This window comes from Clostridioides sp. ES-S-0049-02 (assembly GCF_020658465.1).
Classification (GTDB): Bacteria; Bacillota; Clostridia; order Peptostreptococcales; family Peptostreptococcaceae; genus Clostridioides.
In genome coordinates this window covers 68,200-92,344 of record NZ_JACVWG010000003.1, presented here as the reverse complement: position 1 = coordinate 92,344, position 24,145 = coordinate 68,200, and the positions used below count along the sequence as shown (strand labels likewise).

24 protein-coding genes and 1 riboswitch are annotated in these 24,145 nt (G+C 29.1%); of the genes, 4 read left to right on the top strand and 20 right to left on the bottom strand.

What is annotated here, in order from left to right; all coding sequences use genetic code 11:
• Nucleotide 1: 1 nt before the first annotated feature.
• The 5 genes from plsX to IC213_RS09170 all read right to left on the bottom strand — a co-directional run bounded on the left by plsX (nt 2) and on the right by IC213_RS09170 (nt 3,808).
• Nucleotides 2-1,024 (bottom strand): phosphate acyltransferase PlsX, encoded by a 1,023-nt coding sequence (gene plsX, locus IC213_RS09190; RefSeq protein ID WP_227482194.1) that lies wholly within the window; start codon nt 1,022-1,024, stop codon nt 2-4.
• A 10-nt stretch (nt 1,025-1,034) separates the two neighbouring features.
• Nucleotides 1,035-1,592 carry a transcription factor FapR gene (fapR, locus tag IC213_RS09185; protein WP_227434100.1) on the bottom strand — a complete coding sequence of 186 codons (558 nt, stop codon included), beginning with the start codon at nt 1,590-1,592 and terminating at the stop codon, nt 1,035-1,037.
• A 201-nt stretch (nt 1,593-1,793) separates the two neighbouring features.
• Nucleotides 1,794-1,970, bottom strand: a complete 177-nt coding sequence (rpmF, locus tag IC213_RS09180; RefSeq protein WP_003419113.1) for a 50S ribosomal protein L32 — start codon at nt 1,968-1,970, stop codon at nt 1,794-1,796.
• 24 nt (nt 1,971-1,994) lie between these two features.
• On the bottom strand, nt 1,995-2,519 hold the full coding sequence (locus tag IC213_RS09175) for a YceD family protein (RefSeq protein ID WP_227434099.1): 525 nt from the start codon (nt 2,517-2,519) through the stop codon (nt 1,995-1,997).
• A gap of 92 nt (nt 2,520-2,611) precedes the next feature.
• A complete protein-coding gene (locus tag IC213_RS09170; RefSeq protein ID WP_227434098.1) occupies nt 2,612-3,808 on the bottom strand; it encodes an acetate/propionate family kinase in 1,197 nt (398 codons plus the stop codon).
• Nucleotides 3,809-4,262: 454 nt separating this feature from the next.
• Between IC213_RS09170 and IC213_RS09165 the strand changes: the two genes are divergently transcribed.
• Nucleotides 4,263-5,543, top strand: a complete 1,281-nt coding sequence (locus IC213_RS09165; protein WP_227863021.1) for a nucleotidyltransferase — start codon at nt 4,263-4,265, stop codon at nt 5,541-5,543.
• 304 nt (nt 5,544-5,847) lie between these two features.
• On the opposite strand, the gene IC213_RS09160 is transcribed toward IC213_RS09165, so the two are convergent.
• From IC213_RS09160 to IC213_RS09140, 5 genes are all read right to left on the bottom strand, one after another.
• Complete coding sequence (locus IC213_RS09160) at nt 5,848-7,239, bottom strand: FAD-binding oxidoreductase (protein WP_227482191.1); 1,392 nt, start codon at nt 7,237-7,239, stop codon at nt 5,848-5,850.
• A gap of 10 nt (nt 7,240-7,249) precedes the next feature.
• On the bottom strand, nt 7,250-8,470 hold the full coding sequence (locus IC213_RS09155; RefSeq protein WP_227836218.1) for an FAD-binding protein: 1,221 nt from the start codon (nt 8,468-8,470) through the stop codon (nt 7,250-7,252).
• 13 nt (nt 8,471-8,483) lie between these two features.
• Nucleotides 8,484-9,272, bottom strand: a complete 789-nt coding sequence (locus IC213_RS09150) for an electron transfer flavoprotein subunit beta/FixA family protein (RefSeq protein ID WP_227863020.1) — start codon at nt 9,270-9,272, stop codon at nt 8,484-8,486.
• A gap of 16 nt (nt 9,273-9,288) precedes the next feature.
• Nucleotides 9,289-10,563, bottom strand: a complete 1,275-nt coding sequence (gene larA, locus IC213_RS09145) for a nickel-dependent lactate racemase (protein ID WP_227855013.1) — start codon at nt 10,561-10,563, stop codon at nt 9,289-9,291.
• A gap of 117 nt (nt 10,564-10,680) precedes the next feature.
• The gene (locus IC213_RS09140) at nt 10,681-11,394 is read right to left on the bottom strand and encodes a FadR/GntR family transcriptional regulator (RefSeq protein WP_227482189.1); all 714 of its coding nucleotides are present in this window, start codon (nt 11,392-11,394) and stop codon (nt 10,681-10,683) included.
• Nucleotides 11,395-11,518: 124 nt separating this feature from the next.
• On the opposite strand from IC213_RS09140, the gene IC213_RS09135 reads away from it, so the two are divergent.
• Both IC213_RS09135 and IC213_RS09130 read left to right on the top strand, forming a co-directional pair.
• A complete protein-coding gene (locus IC213_RS09135; RefSeq protein ID WP_227434091.1) occupies nt 11,519-12,778 on the top strand; it encodes a sporulation integral membrane protein YlbJ in 1,260 nt (419 codons plus the stop codon).
• Nucleotides 12,779-13,046: 268 nt separating this feature from the next.
• The gene (locus tag IC213_RS09130) at nt 13,047-13,613 is read left to right on the top strand and encodes a tyrosine-type recombinase/integrase (protein WP_227434090.1); all 567 of its coding nucleotides are present in this window, start codon (nt 13,047-13,049) and stop codon (nt 13,611-13,613) included.
• Between the two features lie 131 nt (nt 13,614-13,744).
• Here the strand turns inward: IC213_RS09130 and IC213_RS09125 are convergent, their stop codons facing one another.
• The 9 genes from IC213_RS09125 to IC213_RS09085 all read right to left on the bottom strand — a co-directional run bounded on the left by IC213_RS09125 (nt 13,745) and on the right by IC213_RS09085 (nt 22,070).
• A complete protein-coding gene (locus IC213_RS09125) occupies nt 13,745-14,947 on the bottom strand; it encodes a homoserine dehydrogenase (protein WP_227434089.1) in 1,203 nt (400 codons plus the stop codon).
• A gap of 103 nt (nt 14,948-15,050) precedes the next feature.
• Nucleotides 15,051-15,157: riboswitch (SAM riboswitch) on the bottom strand.
• Between the two features lie 93 nt (nt 15,158-15,250).
• The gene (locus IC213_RS09120; RefSeq protein ID WP_227434088.1) at nt 15,251-15,619 is read right to left on the bottom strand and encodes a YhbY family RNA-binding protein; all 369 of its coding nucleotides are present in this window, start codon (nt 15,617-15,619) and stop codon (nt 15,251-15,253) included.
• Nucleotides 15,620-15,648: 29 nt separating this feature from the next.
• The gene (obgE, locus tag IC213_RS09115) at nt 15,649-16,926 is read right to left on the bottom strand and encodes a GTPase ObgE (protein WP_227434087.1); all 1,278 of its coding nucleotides are present in this window, start codon (nt 16,924-16,926) and stop codon (nt 15,649-15,651) included.
• A 110-nt stretch (nt 16,927-17,036) separates the two neighbouring features.
• A complete protein-coding gene (gene rpmA / locus IC213_RS09110; RefSeq protein ID WP_003419086.1) occupies nt 17,037-17,327 on the bottom strand; it encodes a 50S ribosomal protein L27 in 291 nt (96 codons plus the stop codon).
• A gap of 13 nt (nt 17,328-17,340) precedes the next feature.
• Nucleotides 17,341-17,658 carry a ribosomal-processing cysteine protease Prp gene (locus tag IC213_RS09105; RefSeq protein ID WP_227434086.1) on the bottom strand — a complete coding sequence of 106 codons (318 nt, stop codon included), beginning with the start codon at nt 17,656-17,658 and terminating at the stop codon, nt 17,341-17,343.
• A gap of 14 nt (nt 17,659-17,672) precedes the next feature.
• On the bottom strand, nt 17,673-17,984 hold the full coding sequence (gene rplU / locus IC213_RS09100; protein WP_003419082.1) for a 50S ribosomal protein L21: 312 nt from the start codon (nt 17,982-17,984) through the stop codon (nt 17,673-17,675).
• Nucleotides 17,985-18,084: 100 nt separating this feature from the next.
• Nucleotides 18,085-19,506 carry an Rne/Rng family ribonuclease gene (locus tag IC213_RS09095; protein WP_227482188.1) on the bottom strand — a complete coding sequence of 474 codons (1,422 nt, stop codon included), beginning with the start codon at nt 19,504-19,506 and terminating at the stop codon, nt 18,085-18,087.
• A gap of 19 nt (nt 19,507-19,525) precedes the next feature.
• Entirely contained in the window at nt 19,526-20,224 is a 699-nt protein-coding gene (locus IC213_RS09090) for a TIGR03936 family radical SAM-associated protein (RefSeq protein WP_227482187.1), read from the bottom strand.
• A gap of 1 nt (nt 20,225) precedes the next feature.
• On the bottom strand, nt 20,226-22,070 hold the full coding sequence (locus tag IC213_RS09085; protein ID WP_227482186.1) for a TIGR03960 family B12-binding radical SAM protein: 1,845 nt from the start codon (nt 22,068-22,070) through the stop codon (nt 20,226-20,228).
• Nucleotides 22,071-22,377: 307 nt separating this feature from the next.
• On the opposite strand from IC213_RS09085, the gene IC213_RS09080 reads away from it, so the two are divergent.
• Entirely contained in the window at nt 22,378-23,571 is a 1,194-nt protein-coding gene (locus IC213_RS09080) for an FprA family A-type flavoprotein (RefSeq protein ID WP_227863019.1), read from the top strand.
• A 145-nt stretch (nt 23,572-23,716) separates the two neighbouring features.
• Here the strand turns inward: IC213_RS09080 and IC213_RS09075 are convergent, their stop codons facing one another.
• Complete coding sequence (locus IC213_RS09075; RefSeq protein WP_227863018.1) at nt 23,717-24,130, bottom strand: methylglyoxal synthase; 414 nt, start codon at nt 24,128-24,130, stop codon at nt 23,717-23,719.
• Nucleotides 24,131-24,145: the final 15 nt, after the last annotated feature.

Sequence of the window (24,145 nt, the reverse complement as noted above, 5' to 3'; positions counted from 1 at the left end):
TTTATTCATCTTCGTTATTTTTATTTTCTTCATTATATTTACTTATAAATTGATTGATATCCTCAACAACTTTTCCTTTTGTAAATTTTATACCTTGATTTATAGCATTTTTTATAGCTTTAGCATCAGAGCTACCATGAGCCTTTATAACTCCTCCATTTAATCCTAGAAGTGGAGCTCCACCATACTCAGAATAATCTATAAAACTCTTTAATTTTTTTAAATCATCTTTTATAAGTAATGCTCCTATTTTGCTTTTTGTACTAGCCATAAAAGTTTCCTTTATAAGACTCATAACTGAAAGGGCTACCCCTTCAGCAGATTTAAGTAATATATTACCTGTAAATCCATCACAAATAATTATATCTGTATATGCATTTATAACCTCTCTAGCTTCTACATTCCCTATAAAATTTAAATCTAATTTTTTAATTTCCTCATATGATTTTTTAACTAAATCATTGCCTTTACCTTCTTCTAGTCCAACATTTGCTAGTGCCACTTTAGGATTTTCAAGTCCCAACACTTTTCTTGAGTAAATATTACTCATAGCTGCAAATTCAACTAGATTCTTAGATTTACAATCTGCATTCGCACCACAGTCTGCTATAAGTGTCATTCCTCGCTTTACATTTGGTATTGCTGAGCATAAGCAAGGTCTATCAATTCCTTTTATTCTACCGACTACAAATAATCCACCAGCAAGTAAAGCTCCTGTGTTTCCAGCTGATATTATAGCATCTGCCTTACCTTCTTTTACGAGGTTTAATGCTACTACCATAGATGAATCTTTTTTGCTTCTTATAGCCTTAACTGGTTTATCTTCATTTTCTATAATCTCAGTAGTATGAACTATTTCTAGTTTATTTTTATCAAATTCATAATTTGAAAATTCCTTTTCTAATAAATCTTTATCTCCTGTGATTATTAAATCTACTTGATATTCTTTTATAGCATTTACTGCGCCTTCTACATTAGATTTTGGTGCATTATCTCCACCCATTCCATCTATTACTATTTTCATGATTTTCCTCCTAATCTAACTCTTCAAAGATAAACTTCCCTCTAAATATTTGCTCTTGGGCTTTATTGTTGATAACAACTTTTACATAATGCTTTTTGTCTATATTTCTATACACTTCTGCTTTTGCTATAAGTCTGTCTTGTTGTTCTATCAACTTAAAACATTTTACATTTGCAACTCTCATAATAACTTTAGGTGCATCTATTATAGCCATTGCTAATGAATCTGCTAGAGAAAATATATACGTATCTTTCAAAGTATTAGTTTTAGAGTAAATCATGTCCTCTGTAACTTCTAACATAGATATACCTAATTGCCCTACAGATAAATCAATGATTTCGCCTGTAATTTCCTTTACTCCTAAAGTCTTTACTTTTGAACTCTGAGTTTCTGCTATTGATTTGACTCTTTCTCTTAGCTCTGGTATGTTTAGACTCATTCTATCTAATCTTATTGTCTGTATACTAACATTAAACAAACTTGATAATTCTTCATCAGTATAAAAAGGATCAGTCTTTAGCATATCTATAAGCTCTTGTTGTCTTTGGGCTTTACTCTTCTTTTTCATGTTCCCTCCAAATTTTATAGCTGTAATTAGTACCAGCTACTAATAGTAGTATATAGTAACACACAAAAATTTTCAATACTTATATTATTATTTTTCTAATTTTTAATATGCATAAAATCCATTTATTTCTCTAGTAAATCATCTTTTTTATATGTACAAAAAAAACATGTAGAGTACACTCTACATGTTTTTTAGAAGCTATTACTTAGATACAACTTCTTTACCTTTATAATATCCACAGTCTGGACACACTCTATGTGGTAATTTTGGCTCATGACATTGTGGGCAACTTACAAATCCTGTTGCTTCCATCTTTGAGTTAGCTGCTCTTCTCATTTTTGTGTTTGATTTAGACGTTTTACGCTTTGGTACTGCCATTTACGCCACCTCCTTAGTCAAAATTTAATTAAATAAATCTTTTAATTTAGCAAAACGAGGATCTATGTATTCCTCATCGTTTGTAATTTCACTGCAAGAACATTCTTCTTTATTTAAGTTTGCTCCGCATCCTTGACAAAGACCTTTACAGTTTTCACTACAAAGAACTTTATGAGGCACATTAAAATCTAATGTCTGTTCTATTATATCAATAAGGTCGATTTCTTCACCATCAAATATAAAAGGATCAAACTCCTCAAATTCATCTTCATCATAATCTTCTTCTTTTACTAAAAAACCTTGTATAGAATACTCTAATGGTATTTCTACTTCTTTAAGACATCTTGAACAATTGTCAACAATTGTAAAATTAACATCTATATCTAGATACAAACCTTTATTAGTCTTTGATACTTTACCTTTTAAATTTACAGGTGATACTAATTTGTAAATCTCATCACAATAACTAATAGTATCAATTTTTTCACAAAAATTCAAGTCTATTTTGTCAGTTTCTTTTCTATTTATTTTTTCTATGCTAACTTTCATTAAGTTCACCTCAACATATCACCAAATTTATTATACAAATCTAGCATTTGTTTGTCAAGTATTTTTACTTGATAGGCATAAGTTTAATTAAATTATTTTACTAATCTTAATGTATCTCTAGCTATCATTAATTCTTCGTTAGTTGGTATTAAAAGCATTTTTACTTTAGAGTCATCAGTAGATATTACTGTTTCTTTTCCTCTAACATCATTAGCTTCCTTATCTAGTTTCATTCCTAAGAACTCCATATTAGAAGCTATGTCTGCTCTTATAGCCTTTCCATTTTCACCTACACCAGCAGTAAATACTACAACATCTAATCCATTCATTTCAGCAGCATAAGCACCTATATACTTTTGTACTTTTTTAACATAAGCTTCTAATGTTGCTTGAGCTCTTTCATCTCCATTTTTAGCTGCATCTTCTATATCTCTGAAATCACTAGAAATTCCAGTCATTCCATATACTCCAGATTCCTTGTTCATTAATTTATCTAATCCATCAGCATCTAAACCTTCTTTTCTCATTAAGAAAGGTAGTATAGCAGGGTCTATATCTCCACATCTAGTTCCCATTATTAATCCTTCTAATGGAGTGAATCCCATAGATGTATCTATACATCTTCCACCATCAACAGCAGCTATAGAAGCACCATTTCCTAAGTGACAAGTTACTATTTTTAAGTCTTTTATATCTTTTCCTAACATCTCTGCTGCTTTTTGAGATACATAGTTATGAGAAGTTCCATGGAACCCATATCTTCTTACTCCATATTTAGTATATAATTCATGAGGTAAACCATATAAGTATGAAGATTTAGGCATTGTTTGATGGAAAGCAGTATCAAATACTCCTACCATTGGTACACCTGGAAGTATAGCCTTACAAGCATCAATTCCCATTATGTTTGCTGGATTATGAAGTGGAGCTAAATCTATACATTCTTTTAAAGCTTCTTCTACTTCTGGAGTTATTACTACTGAAGTTGCAAATTTTTCTCCAGCATGAACAACTCTATGCCCTACTGCATCTATTTCTTTCATTTCTTTAACTGCACCAAATTCTGGGTGAGCAACAGCTTCTAATACTAATGCTATTGCATCTTTATGGTCTTTCATTGGTTGTTCAACAATGTATTTATCATCTCTTCCTGCTTTTTCATGTTTAAGTATAGAACCTTCGATTCCTATTCTTTCAACTAATCCTATACATAAAACTTCTTCATTACTCATATCTATTAATTGATATTTTAATGAAGAACTCCCACAGTTTAATACTAATATTTTCATTATTATTTCCTCCTTAGATTTTTATAAATGATATGTAATCAATTTTGATTCATAATAAATGTCTAAAAACTTATATTTTATTATTTTGTCATAGATATATTATTGTATACATTAAACGATTTTCATAAATAATATATCACCTTTTAATATAAAAGTATATACTTTTTTTTATATTATATCATATTTCTACTACAGCAAATTGTGTGTTTTAATAACAATTTATTAACAAATTAACTTAATGTAGATTATTCTTTCCCATTTGCTATAATAATATAATATAAAGGCTTAATAAAGTTATTTTAATAACACTTAACTGATTTCTTGTTATGTAGTATTTCTACATTTTAACAAATTTTTTTATGTTTTTTAGCTAGGTAATTAAAAATTTAAATTTTATACATATTATAATAAATTACAATATAGATAAAATAAACAAAGGAAAAAGGAGCATTTTATGAATATACTTGGATTAATAGTTGAATATAACCCATTTCATAATGGACATATCTATCATTTATCTAAATCTATAGAAAAAACAAATGCAACACATACAGTGGCAATCATGAGTGGAAACTTTCTTCAAAGAGGTGAGCCCGCTTTATTTGATAAATATACTAGAGCAAAAATTGCTGTCGAAAATGGTGTAGACTTAGTTATAGAATTACCAACTATGTTTGCTTGCCAAAGTGCCGAAATTTTTTCTCATGGTGCCATAACAATTTTAAATTCTCTAAACTGCATAAGTTCTGTATGTTTTGGTAGTGAAGAGGGAAACACAGATATTCTTTATAGTATTGCAGAGATTTTAGCAAATGAGCCAAAAGAATTTAAATTACTTTTAAAAAAATATTTAGATGATGGTATGTTATTTCCAGTGGCTAGAGCTAATTCACTTTTTGATTATATACACCAATATGAAAACAACGACTTATCTCAAAAAACTACAAAAGAACAATTATTAAAAATATTAAATTCATCAAATAATATACTTGGTATAGAATATATAAAAAATCTTATCAATTTAAACAGCAATATAAAGCCATTTACTATTTCCAGAGTTCAGTCAGAGTACAACTCTAAAGAAATTGATAATAGTATTTGCTCTGCTACTGCTATAAGAACTTCACTTAAGGAAAATTGTAATATCTCTCAATTAAAAAAAGTTATTCCAGAAAAAACTTATAGTATATTAAACGAAAAAATAGATAATAAATTTTTTCCTATGTTTGATGAATTATTTTTTGATACTTTAAAGACAATCATACTTAGGGACATATCCAATTTAAAGGATTATTTTGAAGTAAATGAAGGTATAGAAAATAAAATTTACAAAGATATTTTTACATCTAATTCTTTATACGAATTACAATTATCAATTAAATCTAAGAGATATACTTTAACTAAAATCAAGAGAACTTTAAATAATATATTGTTAGGCATAAAAAAAAGCGATATTCACCTTGTAAAAGATATAGATATTGTTCCTTATATAAGAATACTTGCTTTTAATGACAAAGGTAGAGAAGTTCTAAAAGAGATAAAAAATAAATCTAACATAGACATAATAAATAAATTTTCAAATATATCATTTTCATTAGATGATGCTATTTTTAAAACACTTATAAGTTATGATATAAAATCTACAAATATATACAACTCAGTATATTATAGAAATAATAAAGGTTTAGTAAAAGGTCCTATGGACTTTTACACTCGTCCAATATATGTAAAATAAGTTTTTTAAATAACCTTATAAATTTTAAATAACCTCATTAAATTAATAAGATGTATTTATAATTACAAATATTTTTTATAAATAAAATACGCTTCACATGTGTATTCATATTTTTAGGATGGTAACACCAACTTAACTTAAATAATATTTCATATTTCTAAAGTTAAATAAACATTGCCATCCTAAAATCTTTATAAATAATATTAATATTTACAAATACTATTAACATTAAAAAGTAAATTTAAGTTATTAAATTTAAACCTGTTTTTTATAACTTTTATGTTTAAAAATAACATTTATATATTTAATATATTTTTCCTGGATTTAAAATATTTTTAGGGTCAAAAGCTATTTTTATATTTTTAATTAACATCATATAGGCATCTGATTTTGATTCATGTAAATACTCTTTTTTTGCATATCCTATACCATGTTCACCTGAGACTTGACCATTAAGTTCTCTAGATTTTTTATACATACAGTCAAAAGCTTCTTTTAATCTTACTTTCCAAGTATGTTCATCCATACTATCTTTTAATATATATATGTGTAGATTTCCATCACCTGCATGACCAAAACTTTTTATTCTTATTTTTAACTCATCTTGAAGCTCATGAGTATATCTTATAAACTCTGCTACCTTGTCTCTTGGTACAACGACATCACATTCATCCATTTCTGTTGTAGATGCCTTTATAGCTTCTAAGAAAGCGCCTCTGGCTGACCATATAGAATCATTTCTTTCTTGCGTATCTGATATAAATACATCTAATGCTCCATTTTCTAAACACAGATTAGCAACTTTTTCATATTCTTTTTCAATTTCTTCAATACTATTTCCATCAAACGTAAGTAGAAGATAAGCATCTGATGTATTATCTGGAAACTTTTTACCTAAAAATTCTTCCGCAGCCAATATTACATCTCTCTCCATAAATTCTATGGCTGTTGGTATTGATTTCGATTTTATTATTTTAGGAACAGTCTCTATTGCCATTGATAAATTAGGAAAAGGTATAAGTAAACTTACACTTTTCTTTGGTAAAGGAAGCAATTTTAATATCGCTTTTGTAACTATTCCTAAAGTTCCTTCTGAACCTATTAATAAATCTTTTATACTATATCCAGAACTATTTTTAACTACTTTTCCCCCTATATTTATAACTTCTCCATTTGGTAATACTACTTCAAGACCTCTAATATAATCTCTTGTAACACCATATTTTACTGCTCTCATTCCACCTGCATTAGTATTTATATTACCTGCTATTGTAGCACTCTTCTCACCTGGGTCAGGTGGATAAAATAAGTCTCTCTCTTGAACATATTGACCTATTGTCATAAGCAAAACTCCTGGTTCTACTGTCAATGTTAGATTTTCATAATCAACCTCAAGTATTTTATTCATTTTACATAGATTAATCATTATTCCACCATTTATGGCAACAGCAGCTCCTACAAGACCAGTTCCTTGTCCTCTTGGCGTAACTGGTATATTGTTTTCATATGCATATTTCATTATTTTAGATACTTGCTCGGTTTCAATCACATTTACTAAAACCTCAGGATATTTTTCTATTCCTCCAAGTTCATCATGTGAAAAATCTTCATTTATATCACTTCCAACTACTACATTTTCATCTCCACAAATATCTATTAAAAAATCTATATCTTTTTTATCAATTGATTTATACATCTCTATCCCCCTATTCAGCTGCTGATGCCACATATATTTGCTTATCATTTTTATTATTTTCTATTTTTTTTATCAATTTAGGAATAATATCATAAATATCTCCTATTAAAGCTAAGTGTGCTACATCAAGTATAGGTGCCTTATCATCTTTATTTATAGCTACTATATAATCAGCTCCTTGCATTCCTGCAACAAATTGAACAGCTCCAGATACACCACAAGTTATTATTAATTTAGGCTTTACAGTTCTACCACTAAGACCTATTTGTTTTTTAGCATCTATCCAACCTGCTTCTATAATTGGTCTTGTTCCTGCTACTTGAGCATTTAACTTGTCAGCTAATTTATATATCATATCCATATCTTCCTGTTTCTTTATTGCTCTACTTGCAACTACTATTACTTCTGCTTCTTCAAGACCAACTTCTTTATTTTTTTCTTTTACACTTAGTACTTTAATCTTAGATTTTAATTCTTTTTTTTCTATTTCACATAAAGTTATTTTCCCTGTAGCATTTTCTACCTTTTCTGGAGCTGAAAATATTTTATATCTTACAGTGGCAAATTGAGGTCTATTATTGGGTGTATTTATGTGAGCCATTATATTTCCACCAAATGCTGGTCTTATCTGGTCTAAATCAGTGTTTGATTGCACATCAAGTATTGTACAATCTGCTGTAAGCCCTGTTTTAAATCTAGCAGCAAGCCTTGGAGCTAATGACCTACCTAATGTAGTTCCACCAACCAACATTATTGTTGGTTTTATTTTATTTATAAAGTTTTCTATTGCCTTTGCATATGGTTCTATCCTAAATTCTTTAAATTCATCTTCATCGTATACAAATACTTCATCAATACCATAGGAGATAAGATTTTTACATTTATCTTTTATATCTTTTCCTACAAATACACAATATACAGGTTGCTTTATTTTTGATGCCATTTTGCGAGCTTTTCCTATAAGTTCATATGTTACAGGATGTATATTTCCATTATGATGTTCTACATATACTGCCACTCCCTTCCATTCATCCTTATTTATTTTTGCTTTATTACTTTCTATAAATTCAAATGCACCTTTGGGTCCACTTTTGACACACAATTTGCACATCTTACAGCCAGCACTTATTTCTACCTTACCTGATTTTTCTTCTATAGCACCAAAAGGACAAATTTCTAGTACTCTTTTTAAATCAGTTATTTTATCTTGATTTACAACTATTTTTGACATTTCTTCTTCCCCCTTAGACTAATTTTAATTCCTCTAATTTATTTATAAGCACAGAACTTAACTCTTCTGCATTTCCTCTCATAATATTTTTATCTGTATTTGGCTTAGGAGGAAATATTCTTACAACTTGAGTAGGGGAACCATTTAATCCATAATTATCTTCGTCCTTATCTTCAAAATCATCTAAACTGTACACAGGTATTTTTCTTTCTTTAGTTTCTAACTTTAACTTAAATGAAGGCAATCTTGGTTGAAAAATATCTTTTTCTACTGTTATCAAACAAGGATACTCAATTTCACATACTTGTAAATCATTTGGCATATCTATTTCAACAACTATGCTTTTCTCTTTGATTTCAATTAATTTTGTAACATTAGTTACATGAGGTATATCTAAAAACTCGGCTACTTCAGGTCCAACCTGCGCTGTATCACCATCAGTAGTTTGTTTTCCACAAATTATTAAGTCTACTCTACCCATTTTTTTAATACCTTGCGATATAGTGTAAGAAGTTGCCAAGACATCTGCTCCTCCAAATCTTCTATCGCTTATTAAAGCTCCTTCATCTGCCCCCATCATAAAACTCTCTTCTATTACCTTCTTTGCTTGCGGAGGACCCATAGTAAGTACTTTTAAATTAGCTTTTATGTCGTTTTTTATTCTAAGTGCTGTTTCTAAAGCATATAAATCATAAGGATTCATTTTTGAATCTACTCCATCTCTTTTCAATACACCTGTGGATTCATCAACCTCTACTGTGGTTGTTCCAGGTACTTGTTTAATACATGTCAAAATTTCCATAAACTACACCCCTTTTTTATTTAACTATCACTGATACTCCATCAGGTATAACTGTAACTTTACTATCTTCACCGACTATATTAGTAGCCATCTCTAAAGCATCCTTAAAATTAAATGCATGTTTCATATGCATTTTATTTATCATTTCAGGACTACACTTATCTGTTACCATTATTACAGTATACTTAGATAGTATTCTTGCTAATATTTGAAATTCCCATTGGTCTGGAATTGTATCACATCTGTCAACACTTCTAATTTTTTCTAAAAGTTGTTTTGGAGAATCTGCATTTGCTACATTTTCATAAAAGGATTGACCTCCATGACCATCATTACATGCTGCAATCATTATTATTACTCCACCTTCTTTACAGGTAGCCTCTGCTGCTGTCATCCCCTTAACTGCTTGATAAATATTTTGGTCTAATGGGTATCCACCATTTGTACTCACTACAATATCTGACTTTATGGAATTTACTTTTGAGAGTTCTGTTACAAATTCACAACCTCGGGTATGTGCTTTTTCGACATCACCAGCAAATGATGCTATTACTTTTTTCTCTTTATCTATTACAACATTCAATATAAATGCTAGTTTGGCAACCTTAGCTGCATATACCATATCTTCATGAATAGGATTATTTTTTAATTTTCCAGTTCTCGAATTGTCACTATCTATAAAATCACTACAATGGTTATACATTATAGTCTTTGCAGAGGCTATTCCTGGAAGTACACTTTTTCTTCCTCCTGAGAAACCTGCAAAAAAGTGTGGTTCTATAAAACCTTCTGCGATTAAAAGTTCTGCATCATATGCAAGTTTATTTATATATAAATCCCCACCTGAAGGTAATACACCCACCTTGCACATAGCTTCATCATCAGTAGATATATGCATGATTATTTCTTCATTATCTACAATTTCTTCTCCCATCTTATAAACTAATTCTTCTCTTGTACTTGGCCTATGAAAACCAGTTGCTACTATAATCTTCACATCAATTTTAGGATTAGCTTTCCTAATTCTTCTTAAAAGAATTGGCATAGTTACTTTACTTGGAACAGGTCTTGTATGGTCACTTGTAATTATGACTACATTCTTTTTTCCTTTAACTAACTCTTCCAATGATAAAGAGCCTATTGGATTATTCATAGATTCTTCAACTATTTCTTCTTGTGTCTTATGTTCTACATAATTATCCGATTTTGATTCCAAGACACCAAGAAAACGTTTGTTAGGTATTTCTAAAATCATTCCTTGCTTTGAATAAGGTACTTTTAACTTTACCATCTTTAATCTCCCATTATAATAAACTATAAAATTGGTATGTGGTCATACCAGTTTTACATTTATATAATAGTACCATTATCTTCTATTTGCAAGAATAATTTATTTTATAACAAACTTTTAATTTTCATTTTTTCTGTAGTTTTTACTTATAAATCTCATATGCTCTTTCGCTTTTTCATGTGCAAGTTCAGTATTGTTTTCTATAACTGCCTTATATATAGCTTCATGTTGCTTAAGCAAGATAGTTTCATTTAAAGGTTCTGCAATTATCTTCTCTCTTGCATCCTCTATAAATCCATCAAACAATTTTGAGGCTGTTATAAAAAGACTTTGAATTAAATAATTTTTACTTATTGTAGCCAATTTGCTGTGAAATTTTTGATCTAATAAAACCAAAATTTGATTATTATCTTTTTTATTGGTTTCTATTCTCATTTCATCTATTATACTTTTTAATTCTATAGATTCAGAAGAAGTTATTCTCTTTGAAGCAAGTTTTGCAATCTCAATTTCTAAAATTATTCTAAGCTCTAGTATGTCTTCAAGTGTACCATTATTCAGTTTAAAAATCATAGATAAAGGTTCTATTAAAGTTTTTTCTATATTTGTGCATATAAAATTACCCTCACCTTGTCTACTTTCTATCACACCCATAGTTTCTAAAACCCTGATAGCTTCTCTAATAGAGGTTCTACTTACATTCATTTGTTCAGATAATTCTCTTTCAGATAGTAGTTTATCACCCTTTTTTAACTCTCCATTTAATATTTTATATTGAATTTGCTCAATTACTTGTTCATAAACTTTTTTACTAGCTATACTATTAAACATTTTTTCCTCCCATGTAGTAGTCGTTGTTATAATATATATCTATTATATATCTTAAGCCATTACATTCATATATTTTTGTTACTTTTAATATAATATCTTATAACTCAAATTTACAGGTGATATTATGAAAAAAAATAAAATTATTGGTTTTTTCGCTCCAGCTATCATAGTTGGGGTTCTAGTTTTAGGCATTATCTTATACCCAAATGAAGCTATAAAATCTGCAAGAGAGGGTTTTTCCATATGGTCTAATGTTCTAGTCCCATCGCTACTCCCTTTTATAATTGGTGCAAACCTAATTGTCGATTTAAAAATAGTAGATATTATAGGGTTTATTATTAATCCCATAACTAGACTTGTGTTTAATGTATCAGGAAAAAGTGCTTTAGCTTTTGCAATATCAGCAGTATCTGGTTATCCAGTGGGAGCAAGTCTAGCTTCTGAATTTAGAAGCAATAAACAGATTTCTAAGCATGAAGCCCAAAGACTGGTATCTTTTTGTTCTACATCAGGACCTTTATTTATAATAGGCTCAGTTGGTACAGGTATGTTTCAAAATTCAAATTTAGGTTACTTGATGATTTTATGCCATTACTTGGGAACTATATTGGTTGGTCTTTTTTTCAGAAATTATGGAAATGAAAATCTTCCAAAGACAAAATTAGATTTAAAAACAAACATAAAAAACATAATTAATATTAGAAGTTCTAGTGGTAATGGTTTTTTTGTTCTATTTGGAAATGCTGTCTTTAATGGAGTAAATACATTACTTACAGTTGGTGGATTTGTAATTGTTTTTTCGGTAGTATTTAAAATACTATCACTATTTAATGTAATCTCTTTAATAGCATCAGTTATATATTTACCACTTTCACTTTTAGGTGTCAATAAGGAGCTCTGTCAAGCATTTGTAAGCGGTCTATTTGAAATCACAATTGGTTGTAATAAGGTATCTAGTATAACAAGTGCCCCAGAAATCCTAAGAGCATCTTTGGCTAGTTTTCTGATAGGATTTAGCGGATTGTCCATACTAGCTCAATGTTGTACATTTTTATCAAAAACAGATATAGACTTAAAATTATACATATTAAGTAAGTTTGCACATGGACTTTTAGCAGGTTTATTTATTTTTATACTTTATCCTATTGCAAACTCTACTGTATTAGTTTCTAGCTTTGCTGATACATATAATGTTATATATAATAACTTAATTTGGTTCTATTATCTTAGCTATTATGACACTATTCTTCAAATTGTAATAATAATCTACTTAATTTCAGCTTTATTTGTTGCTAAAAAACACATGAGAAATTTATCTACAAGTGGAAAATTAATTAGATATAAAAATACTTTTTTTATAAAAAACTTATTTCGAAAAAAATAAAATGTATAAAAATTAACTAAATACTTCCATTTTCTAATTATATTTGTCATAATCTTAATAACCTTTTTAATTACTTTATCAGCATAGTTATTTCATCACAATTTTGATAATTTTTTATAACAATATTTTTCAAAAATTCTCCTTAATCACATATAGCACACTTATATAAAGTAATTGGTATATTTTTCCAATATATAATATTTCATTTATATTATATAATAAATACCGACCTAAACTTATCAAATCAAACTAAGAGGAGTGGTTGAAAATGGCAACAAGACCTATAGAAATAGACGAATATAAAAAGATAATGGAACTACTACATACGGGCTTTATTTATAGTGAAAATGGCGTTGAAAAAAGATTTAGAAAGAATCCTAAGGTTGCATTAGCACTAATGTTAGAAGCTAATTTAGGTCTAAGAATATCAGATATTTTAAGATTAAAAATAGGTAATTTTAAAGGTAATATGTTGGAAATAAATGAAAAAAAGACAGGTAAACTACAGTATAGACCTGTTAACAAAAATATAATTGAATCTATAAATGAACATGCAAGAAAGTATAATCTTAAATCAGATGACTACTTAGTAAATATAAAGACAAAAGCTATCCAGAAACAATTGAGAATAATTTGTAAATACTTAAATTTGTATAACATAAGCACACATAGCTTTAGAAAGCTCTATGCTACTACTCAATTTGAAAAGAGTAACAATAACTTAGAATTAGTTAAGGAACTCTTAAACCATAGCTCTGTAGCCACTACACAGCGATATATAAGGGTAACTCAGCAAGCTATTAACGAGGCGAGTGAAAATTTTTTTATTGAATAAGTAAAATGTTATAATCTATCTATTTTTCTATTATCTTATTAAGTCACCAGCTGTTAAAAAGGTGAAGAAAAACAAAATAAACTTTTTGTTTTTCTTCACCTTTAAATTTTTACAGTCATTACATAGATATTTTAATCTACTTTTAATAGTTTTTTAACTGACTTACTATATTCATTTCTCTTTACATCTTCTAAGAACCTATCAATTTCATGTTCTGATTTTGCATTTATAAAAATAGCAAATTCTTCTTCATCTATAATATTATAGCTATCTACATATTTATCTAAACATTTTAAAATTCCATCTTTATTATATTCACTAAATCTAACTACTGCACTACATTCATCTTCTATAAGCCCACTCAAATCCAATTTACCTTTTGAAAAAGACTTTATATTTGAACTCCTATTATCTATTATATCTATGATATCAGCATAAACAGCACTTCCTGTTGCACCTCTTCCAGCACCCTTACCTACAAAAGAAAGTTCTCCTACAGAATCTCCCACTATAATTACTACATTAAACTCATTATCTATTTTAGACAGCATATTATCATTATCCACCAATGCAGGTCTAACAAATCCACTTACTTCTCCCAATTCATATTTACTTCTAGCAACTAATTTTATCTTACAATTTAATTTCTTAGCATATTCTATATCCTTTTCATCTATTGAAGTTATTCCTTCTAATAACAAATCTTTCCAATACACTATTTTCCCATAAGATAAAGTAGATAATATAGATAGTTTTCTAGCACTATCATATCCTAATACATCTGCATCTGGATTAACTTCTGCAAATCCTAGTTCTTGTGCTTGTTTTAAAGCTACATCATATGGTAAATTTTCATCATACATCTTTGATAATATAAAGTTGCATGTTCCATTTAAAATAGCATTTATACTTTTTATATTATTACCTTCTAATGATTCTATTAATGGCTTTAAAACTGGAATACCACCTGCTACTGATGCTTCAAATTTAATGCTAACATCATTTAAGTTAGCCAGCTCTATAAGGTCACTACCTCTTTCAGCTAATAAATCTTTATTTGCTGTTACTACATGTATTTTTTTATTTAGAGCTCTTGTTACATAATCAAGAGCTGGATTTAGTCCTCCAATTACTTCAACTAATATATCAACATCTTTGTTAAATATATCTTCTATATCTGTTGTTACCTTATCAAAATATCTCTTTGATTTATGCTTCTCTTTATTTTTAACTAAAATTCCAGCTATTTCTATTTCTCTTTTTAAAGTATTATTCTCTATTAAATCTATTAATCCACTTCCTACTGTTCCATACCCTAGTATTCCTATCTTCACTGTTACATACCCCCATCACTTTTGATTATATTAATTTATTTATATATATAAATATGCCAATTAAAAAAGCTTGAGTATAAACTCAAGCCATATGACGGGTTTATACTCATCTTTCAGCGTAATTGCTGCAGGATTTAGCACCAATGTATATTAAAATATACTGGTTGCCGGGCTTCATAGGGCCAGTCCCTCTGCCTCTCTTGATAAGATTGCTAATTTAAATTTATTGTTAATAGTATAATACAATTTTTCCCAATTGTCACTATATTTTTTAACTTATTTCTTCTAAAATAATCTAATTAATTATCTAACTGCTCTTTTAGTTGGTTTACCTTTTTTTGTAACATTGTTATTTTTGACCTTAGCTTTTGCCTGTTCATGACCTGGAAAAAGTATCTTGGGCTCATCAATATTTCTCTTGTAAATAGTAAACTTAAAACCAATAGCTTGAACAAACTCTGCTCTTAAAGCTTCACATACTGCATTAGCAGTTTCTTTAGCATCAAGACCTGCATTTTCTAGTATAGTAACCTTTACTAGTTCTCTAACTCTTAGCATATCCTCTAATTGCTCTAAAAAGCTTTCTGTAACGCCTTCCTTACCAATTTGTGTAGTAGGCTTTAAAGTATTTGCTAAAGATCTTAAATATGCTCTTTGCTTTCCTTTTAACATATTATCACCTCTATAATTCTATATCAAAATTAATTGTAAAATTCAAATTCCAATTCGTAAATTCTAACTACATCCCCATCTTCAATTCCCATCTCTCTAAGCCTATCAAATACACCTTGACTTTCCATAGCTTTTTGGAAATATTGAAGTGATTCCATATCATCAAAATTTACAGAATACATTATTCTTCTAAGTGCCTTACCTGTAACTACATATACACCATCTTCAACATCTATGTTCAATCCTTCTTCTGTTCCAATATCAAGTTCTGGTCTATACATTTCTTCTTCTGAAACTAATTCCACATCTTCTACTTCTTTTAACATTTTAGAAACGTAGGCAATTACATCATCTATTCCTTGACGAGTTGCTGCAGACATCTTAAATACTGTATATCCTCTACCTTCTAATTCATCCTTAAATTTTTCAAATTGGCTTTCATCTTCCAATATATCAAATTTATTTGCAACTACAACCTGAGGTCTTGTTGAAAGCTTCTCATTATATAATTTAAGTTCATCATTTATTTTGTCAAAATCCTCAATTGGGTCTCTACCTTCCAGTCCAGATATATCTACAATATGTATCAATACCTTAGTTCTCTCAACATGTCTTAAGAATTCATGACCTAATCCTATACCTTCAGAAGCACCCTCTATAATTCCAGGTATATCAGCAAGTACAAAACTATCTCCAAACTTAGTTTGAACAACACCTAAATTTGGTGTCAATGTTGTAAAATGATAGTTTGCAATTTTGGGCTTAGCTTTGGTTACAACTGATAAAAATGTTGACTTACCTACATTTGGAAATCCTAAAAGACCTACATCTGCTATCATTTTAAGTTCAAGAGTTATCCATCTTTCTTCTCCATCTGTACCAGACTTTGCAAAAGCTGGAGCTTGTCTTACTGCATTTGCAAAGTGTTGATTACCTTTACCACCTATACCACCTTTTGCAACTACTGCTGTATCTCCTTCTTTCTTTAAATCTGCTAGTACAAGACCTGTAGCTTCATCTCTTATTACTGTACCTGCTGGTACTTTTAATATTAAGCTTTCTCCATTTTTACCAGCCCTTTTACCTTTGCTACCGTCGCCACCGTGTTGAGCTTGATATTTTTTCTGGTATTTAAAGTCCATTAATGTTCTAAGACCTAAATCAACTTCAAATATGATGCTCGCTCCACGACCACCATCTCCACCATCTGGCCCACCAGCTGGAACATATTTTTCTTTTCTAAATGCTACCGAACCATTTCCACCATTTCCAGCTTTTACAAATATTCTCGCTTTATCTATAAACAAATTCTTCACCTACTTAATTAAAAACTTTTAATTAGCTTTACCAAAAATACTATTATAAATTCATCAGTATTATAAGAAAAAGGAGTGCATCAACACTCCTTTTATGTATATTACTCAGCTATTGCTACTGGATATATACTAACTTTTTTTCTCTTCTTGTCTTTTCTTTCGAATTTAACAGTACCATCAACTAATGCAAATAAAGTATCATCGCTACCTTTTCCAACATTAGTTCCTGGATGTATTTTAGTTCCTCTTTGTCTAACTATTATACTTCCAGCAGTTACTAATTGCCCATCGAATCTCTTAACACCTAATCTTTTAGATATAGAATCTCTACCATTTTTAGAAGAACCTACCCCTTTTTTAGATGCTAATAATTGTAAATTCATGTTTAACATATGGAGTCACCCCCTACTTTTTTAAAATTTTTATATTTTTTGGGTATTCCCGTTTAATTTCTTCAACCGCTAATTGAAAGTGATTTAGTAATAACTGTGCATCTTTTAGATATGCATCTTTAACTATACATTCTATATGCCCTTCTTCTCCTACTACCTTTTCAAATTCAATCTTTTGTAACTTGTCTAAAGAGTTTATAACTGCAATAGCATTAGACGTAACTGCAGAACAAACTATATCATAGCCTATTTCAGCAAAATCAGCATGTCCCTTTAAACAAAAACCTTGTAACAAGAAATCATCATTATAATAATATTTAACCTTTATCATAACTAGTCCAATAATTAAGCGTTGATTTTCTCTACAACTATCTTAGTATATGATTGACGATGTCCTTGTTTTCTTCTGTAATCTTTTTTTGCTTTATACTTGAAAACTATAACTTTCTTAGCTTTACCTTGTTCAACAACTTTTGCTTGAACAGATGCTCCTTCTACTACTGGAGAACCTAATTTTAATTCTCCATCTTTAGAGCAAGCTAATACTTCGTTTAAAGTAACAACATCACCTGCGTTAGCTTCTAACTTTTCAACGAATAATACATCACCTTCAGAAACTTTATATTGCTTTCCACCAGTCTTTACTATAGCGTACATTAAATACACCTCCTCGGTCTCAAACTCGCCAGTACAAGGTACTTCATTAGAAGATTTAGACCTTTACTGTGCGGCATTACAATTATTAATTATAAAATATTTACATTTTATTGTCAACTATTTTATCAAAAATAACATTTGTTTTGTTGTGTTTTAATGCGCAGTTTGCGTTTAAAGAAATTTTCATATTATATTTTTCACCAATTTTATCAATTATATCCATATAATCTTCTTTTATTTGTTTAAAAACAAAATCATTGAATTCTATTATTACGTTTTTATAAACTGTATGCTCACTTATTCTCATAATTTCTTTTTCGACACTATCCACTATATGATGTATAGATTTTATAGTTTTCGTTCCATCACAGCATGGGCAAGCCATTAAATAATACTTATCAATAGACTCTTTTTCTCTTCGTCTTGCAACTTCTACTAAGCCAAGTTTTGTCATTCCTAACACTTCAGCTTTTCTCTTATCTTTACTAAACTCTTCCTCTAGTATGTGTAATACCTCATTTTGATATTTCTTTTTATACATATCAATAAAATCAATTATTATTATTCCAGCTATATCTCTAATTCTAAGCTGTCTCACAATTTCCTTTGCAGCTTCAATATTTGTTTTATAAACAGTCTCATCAAGTTTACCAGTTCCAACAAACTTACCTGTATTTACATCTATAACAGTAAGAGCTTCTGTTTTTTCTATTATTAAATAACCACCACTCTTTAACCATACTTTTTCATTTAATAATTTTTCTATTTGAGATTCTATTCTATATAAATCAAATACATCTTTATTTTCTTCAAGGTATAATTTATCAATATAATCATTATTTATAAGCTTCAAAATAGGTTTTAATTCATGATATTTATCATAATTATTGATAATTATAGACTCAATCTCATCATTTACATTATCTTTTACATATTTAGTTGCAAAATCTAAGGACTTATATAATAGCTTTGGTCCCATACCAAGTTTATATTCTTTTAAAATATTATCATACTTTAATTTTAACTCTTCTATATCTTTTTTTATTTCATCATGAGTACAGCCTTGAGCTTCAGTTCTTATTATTAATCCCAAGTTTTCTTTATTCACTGCTTTTGTGATTTTTTTTAATCTAAATCTTTCTCTTTCATCAGTAATCTTATTTGATATAGTAGTTCTGTCGTTGGAAGGTATATAGACAATATACCTTCCAGATATACTAATTTCAGTATTTAATTTTGCACCCTTAGTACCAATTTCTTCTTTATTTACTTGAACCAAAATCTCTTGACCAGATTTTATGGTACTTTCTTTTTTTAACTGTAAATAAGCAAGTTTCTTAAATCCAATATCTACAAAACATGCTTCTATTCCTGGTATAACTTTTTTTACAATTCCACGATATATATTGGATACAGTTTTTTTATTTAAGTTATCTTCAACAAAAAGTTCTACTAACTTTCCATCTTCAAGCACTGCTGTTTTCTGAGACCCTATTAAGGACTCAATAACTATCTTCTTCACAACTTCACCTCTCACGAACTTACATAGGAGTCACTAATTCCCCATCTTCTAATACATATAAATCTCTTCTCAATATATCAACTTCTAATGGGTCAATATCCAGTTCAAACATCTCTAACATTTTAGGAATAAGTATATTAGTATTTAAATTAGTTTTTGAACCTGTAGCTATAGTAGCAGTAAGAGTAATATGCTCATCTTCTAAATTTAAAACATCAAAAGTTCTTATCATGGGCCTTATATCAACTTCAACCAATTTTCCTTTTTTATTCTTTTTTGTTATGATTATCTCTTTATTATTCATAAAGTCAATTACTTTTCTTTTTACAAACTCTTTAGTCAAAGACCTTTTTAAATCTATATTAAACAGATACTCTCCATAATCTATTACGGAAGAAAGAGAAGGTGTCTGTCTATCAATTTCCTTTGCTTTAATAAATTCTATCCCCTCTGGAAGCTGAACTGACACTTTATCTAAAAACTCATCTACCAATAAATCATCTTCTATCTCAATATCCACATACTCGCCTTGGCTTTCTGTCCCTAATGCTAAAGCATTACCATAACTCATCTTAGGATGAGGGTTAAATCCTTGAGAATGTGATAAATTTATTTCAGCTCTCCTAAATGCTCTTTGTAATAATCTTTGAAGGTCAAGATGTGATATATATATCATATCACCTTCTTTTTTAAATTTGACTCTAATTATTTTACTCATATTAACAAAGCCCCCTTCCTATATCATGTATATTTATTCCACAACCATTACAATTATGTCTGCAATCAGAAGTGATTTTTTCTTTTTTAGCATTTTCATCTTCTCTAATCAAGAATTTTTTACTTACACCTACATCTATATGGTCCCAAGGGAATACCTCTTCATATCCTCTATTTCTATGTGCATAGAAGTCTATAGAAAGATTGTTTTTTTCCATAGCTTCCTTCCATATATCTAAACTGAAGTGTTCTGCCCAGCCATCAAATTTTGCACCTAATTTAAATGCATCATATATAACTTTTCCTATCTTTCTATCTCCTCTAGCTACTACAGCTTCCATCAAGCTAGTCTTTGAATCATGATAGTTATATTTTATATTGTTATTTCTCAATTTATTGACTAAATGTCTTTGCTTATCAACTACTTCCTCTGTTGTATCTTGACCATGCCATTGGAACGGTGTAAATGGTTTTGGTACAAATGTAGATGTACTTACTGTAACACTAAAACTTCTTTTTAGCTTACCTCCATTTACTTTTCTGTAAATATCAATAACTTTATAAGCTAATTTGGCTATTCCATCCAAATCATCATAAGTTTCAGTTGGTAAACCAATCATAAAGTATAGTTTAACACTATTCCATCCCATTTCGAAAGCTCTTTCTGTTGCATTTTCTAAGTCTTCTTCTGTAACACCTTTATTTATAACGTCTCTAAGTCTCTGAGTTCCTGCCTCTGGGGCAAAAGTAAGTCCAGATTTTCTTACTTGTTGTATTTTATCAGCAATCTCCATTGAGAAATTGTCTAGTCTAAGCGATGGAAGTGAAATTCCTATATTATTAGATGCATATTCATCTACTAAATAATCAGTAAGCTCAGACAACTTACTATAGTCACTTGTACTAAGTGATGATAATGATATTTCATCATATCCAGTATTCTTAACTAATTTGTCAAGTATCTCTTTAAGTCTTTCAACACTCTTTTCTCTTATTGGTCTGTATATCATACCAGCTTGACAAAATCTGCATCCTCTTGTACAGCCTCTAAACAATTCTAACACTATTCTATCATGAACAGTATCTATATAAGGTACTATTAATTTTTCTGGATAATCTACAGTTTCAACATTTTTTATTATCCTCTTAGTAGGACTCTTAGTAACCCCTTCTCTATTAGGAGTTACACTTTGAACTGTACCATCTTCATTGTATTTAACATCATAAAAACTTGGTATGTATACTCCTTCTATACTTGATATTCTGTATAAAAAATCACCTCTAGTTGTTTTATTTTTCTTCCACTCTTTATACTCATTTACTACTTCTAAGTTAACTTCTTCACCTTCACCTAATATTACTATATCTACAAAATCTGCTAAAGGTTCCGAATTATAAGCACAAGGACCTCCAACCATTATAAATGGGTCTTCCAATTTTCTTTCTTCTTTTAATATTGGTATATTGGCTAAATCTAATATATTTAAGATATTAGTGTATGAAAGTTCATATTGAAGTGTAAAAGTAACAAAATCAAAGTTTGTTATAGGCTCTCTTGACTCTAATGCAAATAATGGTATATTTTTTTCTCTCATTATATTTTCCATGTCAACAGCAGGAGAATATACTCTCTCACAAAATACATCTTCATCTTTGTTTATTACATCGTATAATATATGACTTCCTAAGTGACTCATCCCAACTTCATACAGGTCTGGAAAACAATGTGCATATCTTATCAATTCACTATTGCTAGTATCTTTATGAATTGAATTTATTTCATTCCCAAGATATCTAGCAGGCTTTTCTACTTTTTTTAAGATTTTTTTCAAGTCTACTTTATTCATTTATTAAAATTCCTCCAAACAAGTTCTTTATTTTTATTCTTATTTATAAGTAATATTATACACGATAAAATATTTTCTATCAAAAATATAACTAAAATATTGAATTTAAAATCTATATTATTCACAAAATAGTATATCTAAAAATATTTTCTATTAAATTTTTATTAAAATACAGATTTTTTACCAAATATGATATATTATAAACATAAAACTATGTTTTTGATGACTTATAATGACATCTTTTGTTTCACTGACCTCAAAATGGGGTATGTTATTTATATAATGATAATTTTTAGGAGGGTTAAAAATGAGTAAAGTTTTCGAAGTAAAAAAAGATATCTACTTTACTGGCGTAGTAGATGAAGGTTTAAAAGTATTCGACATAATAATGGAAACAGAGTTTGGGACAACTTATAATTCTTACTTAATAAAGGACGAAAAAACGGTTTTATTTGATACAGTAAAAGCAAATTTTAAGGATGAATTTTTAAGTAATTTATCAGAAGTTACTGATATAGCTAAAATTGACTATGTTGTAGTCCATCACACAGAGCCAGACCATGCTGGTAGTTTAAAATACTTATTAGATTTAAATCCTAATATAGAAGTTTATTGTACTAAAGCTGCTAAATTATACTTAGATGGTCAAATAAATAGACCTTTTAATTGTCATGTAATAAAAGATGGTGAAGTTTTAAATATCGGTAAGAGAAATCTTAAATTTATAACTGCTCCATTCTTACATTGGGTTGATACAATGTTTACTTACATTGAAGAGGACAAGACTCTTTTAACTTGTGACGCATTTGGTTGTCATTTTGCAAGTGTTGATTCAGAAGTAGTAAACAGTGAAGATTATCTAAAATCAGCTAAACATTACTATGATTGCATAGTTAAGCCATTTGCTAAGCACGTGTTGAGTGCTGTAGACAAGGTTGTAGGGCTAAACTTAGAATTTAATACTATATTAACTTCTCATGGTCCAATGCTTACTAAAGACCCAATGGCTGCTGTAAAGAGATATGTTGAGTGGTCTACAGAAGCTATTAATACAACTAATCAAAATCAAGTTTCTATATTCTACTTATCAGCTTATAGCAATACTTTAGAAATGGCTAAAAAGATAAAAGAGGGACTTGATAAAGAAGGTGCAAAAGCTGAATTATATGATTTAGAAAATATGACATTAACAGAAATGCATGATACATTAGTAGTATCAAAAGTAATACTATTAGGTTCTCCAACTATAAATAAAACAATGGTTAAACCTATGTGGGATTTATTCTCTGTTATAGACCCAATGGCTAACCAAGGTAAGATAGCAGGAGTATTTGGTTCATTTGGTTGGAGTGGTGAAGGTATAACTATGGCTGAAACTTTACTTAAAGCTATGACATTCAAAATGCCTGTAGAATCTCTTAAGAAAAAATTCTTCCCTAGTGAGGAAACATTAAAAGAATGTATGGAGTTTGGTGCAGAATTTGCAAAATTAGTTAAATAGTTATTTTTATTTAAATGACATATATCTATAGTCCATCATTTAAATTATATAAAAAAACTCACATTAGAGTTTTTATCTTATAGAACAAATTAAAATGAGGTAGCTATTTTAGCTACCTCTTAATTTTATATATTATTTACTTTTATTAAACACGTTGACTTTTGCTCCTCCTAACTTCTCTCCATGATAGTTCTCCCCTATCAAGAGCTTTTATAAATATTTCTGCAGAAGCTAGATTTGTAGCTATTGGAACATGGTACACATCACAAAGTCTTATCAAAGCTTGTATATCTGTCTCATGAGGTTGAGATGTAAGTGGGTCTCTTAAAAAGATAACTAAATCTATTTCTTGTGTTACGATTAAAGAACCTATTTGCTGGTCTCCACCTAAAGGTCCAGATGCCAATCTAGTAATCTTTAATTCAGTTTCATCCATTATTCTTTTTCCTGTAGTTCCAGTTGCATATAGTCCATATTTTTTTAAAATTGATTCATAACCTATACAAAATCCTACTATGGTATTTTTCATTTGGTCATGTGCTACTAATGCTATATTCATTATACTCAATCTCCT

Excerpts from the sequence above, each read along its gene's own strand:
- IC213_RS09170 (WP_227434098.1), bottom strand. The coding sequence starts at position 3,808 with ATGAAAATATTAGTATTAAACTGTGGGAGTTCTTCATTAAAATATCAA.
- IC213_RS09135 (WP_227434091.1), top strand. The coding sequence starts at position 11,519 with ATGAAAAAAAATAAAATTATTGGTTTTTTCGCTCCAGCTATCATAGTT.
- IC213_RS09165 (WP_227863021.1), top strand. The coding sequence starts at position 4,263 with ATGAATATACTTGGATTAATAGTTGAATATAACCCATTTCATAATGGA.
- rpmA (WP_003419086.1), bottom strand. The coding sequence starts at position 17,327 with ATGTTAAACATGAATTTACAATTATTAGCATCTAAAAAAGGGGTAGGT.
- IC213_RS09140 (WP_227482189.1), bottom strand. The coding sequence starts at position 11,394 with ATGTTTAATAGTATAGCTAGTAAAAAAGTTTATGAACAAGTAATTGAG.
- rplU (WP_003419082.1), bottom strand. The coding sequence starts at position 17,984 with ATGTACGCTATAGTAAAGACTGGTGGAAAGCAATATAAAGTTTCTGAA.
- IC213_RS09085 (WP_227482186.1), bottom strand. The coding sequence starts at position 22,070 with ATGAATAAAGTAGACTTGAAAAAAATCTTAAAAAAAGTAGAAAAGCCT.
- IC213_RS09120 (WP_227434088.1), bottom strand. The coding sequence starts at position 15,619 with ATGTTAAAAGGAAAGCAAAGAGCATATTTAAGATCTTTAGCAAATACT.
- IC213_RS09160 (WP_227482191.1), bottom strand. The coding sequence starts at position 7,239 with ATGTATAAATCAATTGATAAAAAAGATATAGATTTTTTAATAGATATT.
- IC213_RS09155 (WP_227836218.1), bottom strand. The coding sequence starts at position 8,470 with ATGTCAAAAATAGTTGTAAATCAAGATAAAATAACTGATTTAAAAAGA.
- fapR (WP_227434100.1), bottom strand. The coding sequence starts at position 1,592 with ATGAAAAAGAAGAGTAAAGCCCAAAGACAACAAGAGCTTATAGATATG.
- IC213_RS09175 (WP_227434099.1), bottom strand. The coding sequence starts at position 2,519 with ATGAAAGTTAGCATAGAAAAAATAAATAGAAAAGAAACTGACAAAATA.
- IC213_RS09150 (WP_227863020.1), bottom strand. The coding sequence starts at position 9,272 with ATGGAAATTTTGACATGTATTAAACAAGTACCTGGAACAACCACAGTA.
- IC213_RS09105 (WP_227434086.1), bottom strand. The coding sequence starts at position 17,658 with ATGATAAAGGTTAAATATTATTATAATGATGATTTCTTGTTACAAGGT.
- plsX (WP_227482194.1), bottom strand. The coding sequence starts at position 1,024 with ATGAAAATAGTAATAGATGGAATGGGTGGAGATAATGCACCAAAATCT.
- IC213_RS09090 (WP_227482187.1), bottom strand. The coding sequence starts at position 20,224 with ATGAGTAAAATAATTAGAGTCAAATTTAAAAAAGAAGGTGATATGATA.
- IC213_RS09080 (WP_227863019.1), top strand. The coding sequence starts at position 22,378 with ATGAGTAAAGTTTTCGAAGTAAAAAAAGATATCTACTTTACTGGCGTA.
- larA (WP_227855013.1), bottom strand. The coding sequence starts at position 10,563 with ATGGTAAAGTTAAAAGTACCTTATTCAAAGCAAGGAATGATTTTAGAA.
- IC213_RS09130 (WP_227434090.1), top strand. The coding sequence starts at position 13,047 with ATGGCAACAAGACCTATAGAAATAGACGAATATAAAAAGATAATGGAA.
- IC213_RS09075 (WP_227863018.1), bottom strand. The coding sequence starts at position 24,130 with ATGAATATAGCATTAGTAGCACATGACCAAATGAAAAATACCATAGTA.
- rpmF (WP_003419113.1), bottom strand. The coding sequence starts at position 1,970 with ATGGCAGTACCAAAGCGTAAAACGTCTAAATCAAACACAAAAATGAGA.